4 protein-coding genes are annotated in these 3,412 nt (G+C 71.8%); 3 read left to right on the top strand and 1 reads right to left on the bottom strand.

Going from position 1 to position 3,412, the window contains the following annotated elements:
• The coding region (locus VFE05_03975) for a hypothetical protein (protein HET6229212.1) at nt 1–1,309 on the bottom strand (1,309 nt) is incomplete at its 3' end.
• A 218-nt stretch (nt 1,310–1,527) separates the two neighbouring features.
• Between VFE05_03975 and VFE05_03970 the strand changes: the two genes are divergently transcribed.
• The 3 genes from VFE05_03970 to feoB form a co-directional block, all read left to right on the top strand.
• Entirely contained in the window at nt 1,528–1,812 is a 285-nt protein-coding gene (locus VFE05_03970; protein HET6229211.1) for a FeoA family protein, read from the top strand.
• 2 nt (nt 1,813–1,814) lie between these two features.
• Nucleotides 1,815–2,036: a FeoA family protein gene (locus VFE05_03965; GenBank protein ID HET6229210.1), complete on the top strand. Its 222-nt coding sequence runs from the start codon at nt 1,815–1,817 to the stop codon at nt 2,034–2,036.
• Nucleotides 2,037–2,047: 11 nt separating this feature from the next.
• Nucleotides 2,048–3,412 (top strand): ferrous iron transport protein B (gene feoB, locus VFE05_03960; GenBank protein ID HET6229209.1); only part of this gene is annotated, 1,365 nt, incomplete at its 3' end.

Below are 3,412 nucleotides of genomic sequence, written 5' to 3'. Positions count from 1 at the left end.
CTTCCGCCGCCACACGCTCCACTTGGCCCACGACGTCGCCAACACGCTCTAGGAATCCGCGCAGCATCTCCCGCTCGCCCGCGGGCGTTCCCGCGCGCGCGAGGAAGACGTCCGCCGCGTCCTTCGCGCGCCCGCCATTCGTCTCGACCCGCACCCCCAGCGCAAAGCAGAGCCCGGTCACGGGATCGCCCTCTGCCGAGAGCAGGATGCGTGTTCCCTCGCCTGCGCCCATGAGCTGCGTCCGGCCCTCGACGTCGAACACCTTGCCGAAGCGGAGCGCCTGCGCCCGCTGCTTCAGCGCGGGCTCGTTTGCCTCCAGCGCGTGGCAGCCGGTGTAGACGTCCTTCCGGAACGTGCCCGCCGTCGCCAGCTCCTTGACGCTGCGAATCTTCCGCCCGCGCAGGACCTGCTTCGCCAGCGGCGTGAGGCCGGGGATGCGCGCCAGGTCGTCTGCCGCCTCCGCTTCCGCGCGGCAGTGGTGGAAGTAGCGGCAGCCGCTGGACTGCGCCGTCAGGTGCCACGCACAGTCCGCGGGCGCGCAGCCGGAGACCCGCGGCAGGTCGGTCCGCAGGAACTCGCGCACGTGGTGGCGGTAGGCGGCCAGCTCGAAGCGCTTGGGCCCGCGCGAGCCGCGCGACCAAATCCACCCGCTCCGCGCATCCACGCGGACGTCGATCTCCTCCTGCCGGCAGATCTCCTCCAGCAGCAGCGTGTAGAACGCCACCTGCGCGAAGTGCGGCAGGCTCCCTTCCCTGCTCCACTTGATGTCGATGACACCGAGAGAGATTCGCCCGCTCCGCGTCCGCCGGATGCGGATGAGGTCCGGCTGCGCGGGCGCCAGGTCGATGCGCGCCGCATCGAACCCGTACCGCTCCGCGAACCGAGCCGCGTCTGGCACCCGAAGCTCGGGCTGCACGAGGAACTTCCACCCGCCCGGCTGTCTGAGCGCGTCGACCACGTCCTCGTACGGCAGCCGGTTGGGATTGCCCAGCTCATCGTATCCGCGCCCCAGAATCGCATCGGGCCCGAAGCGCCGCTCCAGCTCGCGCAGCTTTTTCCGCTCCCAGCGCCGCCCCGCCTGCGTGAGCAGCCCCATCCCCGGCCGCGAGCCGACGACGGGGCCGGCCGACGGATCGAGGTTCGTGCGCGGCACGTCGCCGCCCCGGTCGCGCTCCGGCACCAGATCGTACCGCAGCTGCCGGTCGCACCGGAAGCGGAAGAACTGCGAGACGACCGTGCCCGTGAGCCGCAGCGGCGGCGTGTAGGCCCCAACGGATGGCGCGGACGGCTGTACGACGGGGAGGCTCAAGACGGCGAAGACGAGGGCACGGGAGATGGACGGCGAAGCGGCGGAACGGCCGGTCGAAACAGGACGGAAGAGCCGCCCGGGGGTGGATCGTATCCCGCGCCCGCGGCCCCGGCAAGGAGACGCACGGCGTCCTTGCGTGCGCGTGGCGACGTTTGTATCTTTCGCTCGTTGAAATTGATTCTCAGCTTCGTTCACCGGCTGCAGGAAACGGACGCGGGATGCTGAAGCGGCTCCTCGGACTCAGGAAGACGGAGAAGGCGGTCGCCCGGCGCTGCGCCGAGTGCCCGCTGGCCGCGTGCGCCACGGGGTGCCAGGCCGCCGTGCTCCGCATGGAGTGCGAGGGCGGCGAGGCCCACCGGCTGCGCCACCTGGGGCTGTTCGAAGGCGCGTGCGTGAAGGTGCTGGACTCGCGCAACGGCATGCTGCTGGAGGTGAAGGGCTCGAAGCTGGCGCTGGGCGCGTCGCTCGCCTCCTCCATCAAGGTGCTCCCGCTGGCCGGCTGACGGTGCGCAAGCTGGCCGACATGGCCCCCGGCGACCGGGGCCGCGTCACGCGGATGGAGGGTGACGGCGAGGCGGTGAAGCGGCTCATGGACATGGGCCTCATCCGCGGGACGGCGGTGGAGGTGGTTCGCCGGGCCCCGCTGGGCGACCCCATCGAGGTCAAGGTCCGCGGATTCATGCTGACGCTCCGCCGTTCCGAGGCGGAGCACATCACGGTGGAATGATGGACGTAGCGGTGCCAGGAACCCTGCCCGCATCCGGCACACCCTCGCTGGCGCAGAACGCGCGCGGCGGGGGTGTCCTGCATGTGGCGCTCATCGGCAACCCGAACACGGGGAAGAGCACGCTCTTCAACGCCCTCACGGGCATGCGCCAGCGAGTGGGCAACTACTCCGGCGTCACCGTGGAGCGCGTGGAAGGCCGCTACCGCGACGCCGACGGCCGCCCGGTGGCCGTGCTCGACCTCCCCGGCACCTACTCGCTCTCCGCCGCCTCGCCGGACGAGGAGATCGCGCTCGCCGTCCTCCTGGGCCGCACCGCCGAGGCGCCCGCGCCCGACGTGGTGGTCGTGGTGGTCGACGCGCAGAACCTGGAGCGCAACCTCTTCCTGGCCAGCCAGGTGCTGGAGCTGGGCATCCCCACCGTGGTCGCGCTGAACCAGGTGGACGCCGCCATCGCGGCCGGCATGCGCATCGACGTGGTGGAGCTCACGCTGGAGCTGGGCGCGCCCGTGGTCGCCACCGTCGCCACGCGCGGCGAGGGGCTGGACGTGCTCAAGCGCGCCGTCGCCCAGGCCGCGGACCTTCCCCCCGCGCAGCGCCAGTTCGAGCTGCCGCGCGAGGTGGTGGACGCGCTGCGGCCGGTCGAACAGAAGCTGGTGGATGCGGGGCTGGGTGCGGGCGCGGCGGCCATGGAGTCGCTGCGCCTGCTCGCCGTGTCCAGCGCAGGCGGGCACCTTGGCGGCATCCCCGGCCTGGAGGCCACGGTGGAGCGCGCGCGGCAGGCGGTGGAGGCCGCCGGGCACTCGCCGCGCAGCATGGAGGCCGAGGCGCGCTACGGCTGGATCGTGGACGTCATCGACCGAACCGTCGTGCGCGAGGGCGAGCGGGGGAAGACGCTGACGGACCGGATCGACGCCGTGGCGCTGCACCGCGTGTGGGGGCCTATCCTCTTCGTGGTGCTGATGGCGGTCGTGTTCCAGTCCATCTTCACCTGGGCCGAGCCGCTCATCGGCGTGGTCGAGACGCTGTTCGGCTGGATCGGCGGCGCGGTGGGCGGCATGCTGCCGCCGGGCGACCTGCGCAGCCTGCTGGTGGACGGCGTGATCGCGGGCGTGGGCTCGGTGCTCGTGTTCCTGCCGCAGATCACCATCCTCTTCCTGTTCATCGGCATCCTGGAAGACACGGGGTACATGGCGCGCGCGGCCTTCATCATGGACCGCTTCATGCGCGGCGTGGGGCTGCACGGGCGCAGCTTCATCCCCATGCTCTCGGGCTACGCGTGCGCGGTGCCGGGCATCATGTCCACCCGCACCATCGAGAGCCCCAAGGACCGGCTGGCGACCATCATGGTGCTGCCGCTGATGAGCTGCTCGGCGCGC

It is taken from the genome of Longimicrobiaceae bacterium (assembly GCA_035696245.1).
GTDB lineage: Bacteria > Gemmatimonadota > Gemmatimonadetes > Longimicrobiales > Longimicrobiaceae > DASRQW01.
The sequence above is the reverse complement of the archived record's forward strand: the minus strand, read 5'-3'. Positions and strand labels throughout refer to the sequence as shown.

Bases quoted from the DNA above. Each gene is read 5' to 3' on its own strand.
- VFE05_03970 (HET6229211.1), top strand. From the start codon at position 1,528: ATGCTGAAGCGGCTCCTCGGACTCAGGAAGACGGAGAAGGCGGTCGCC.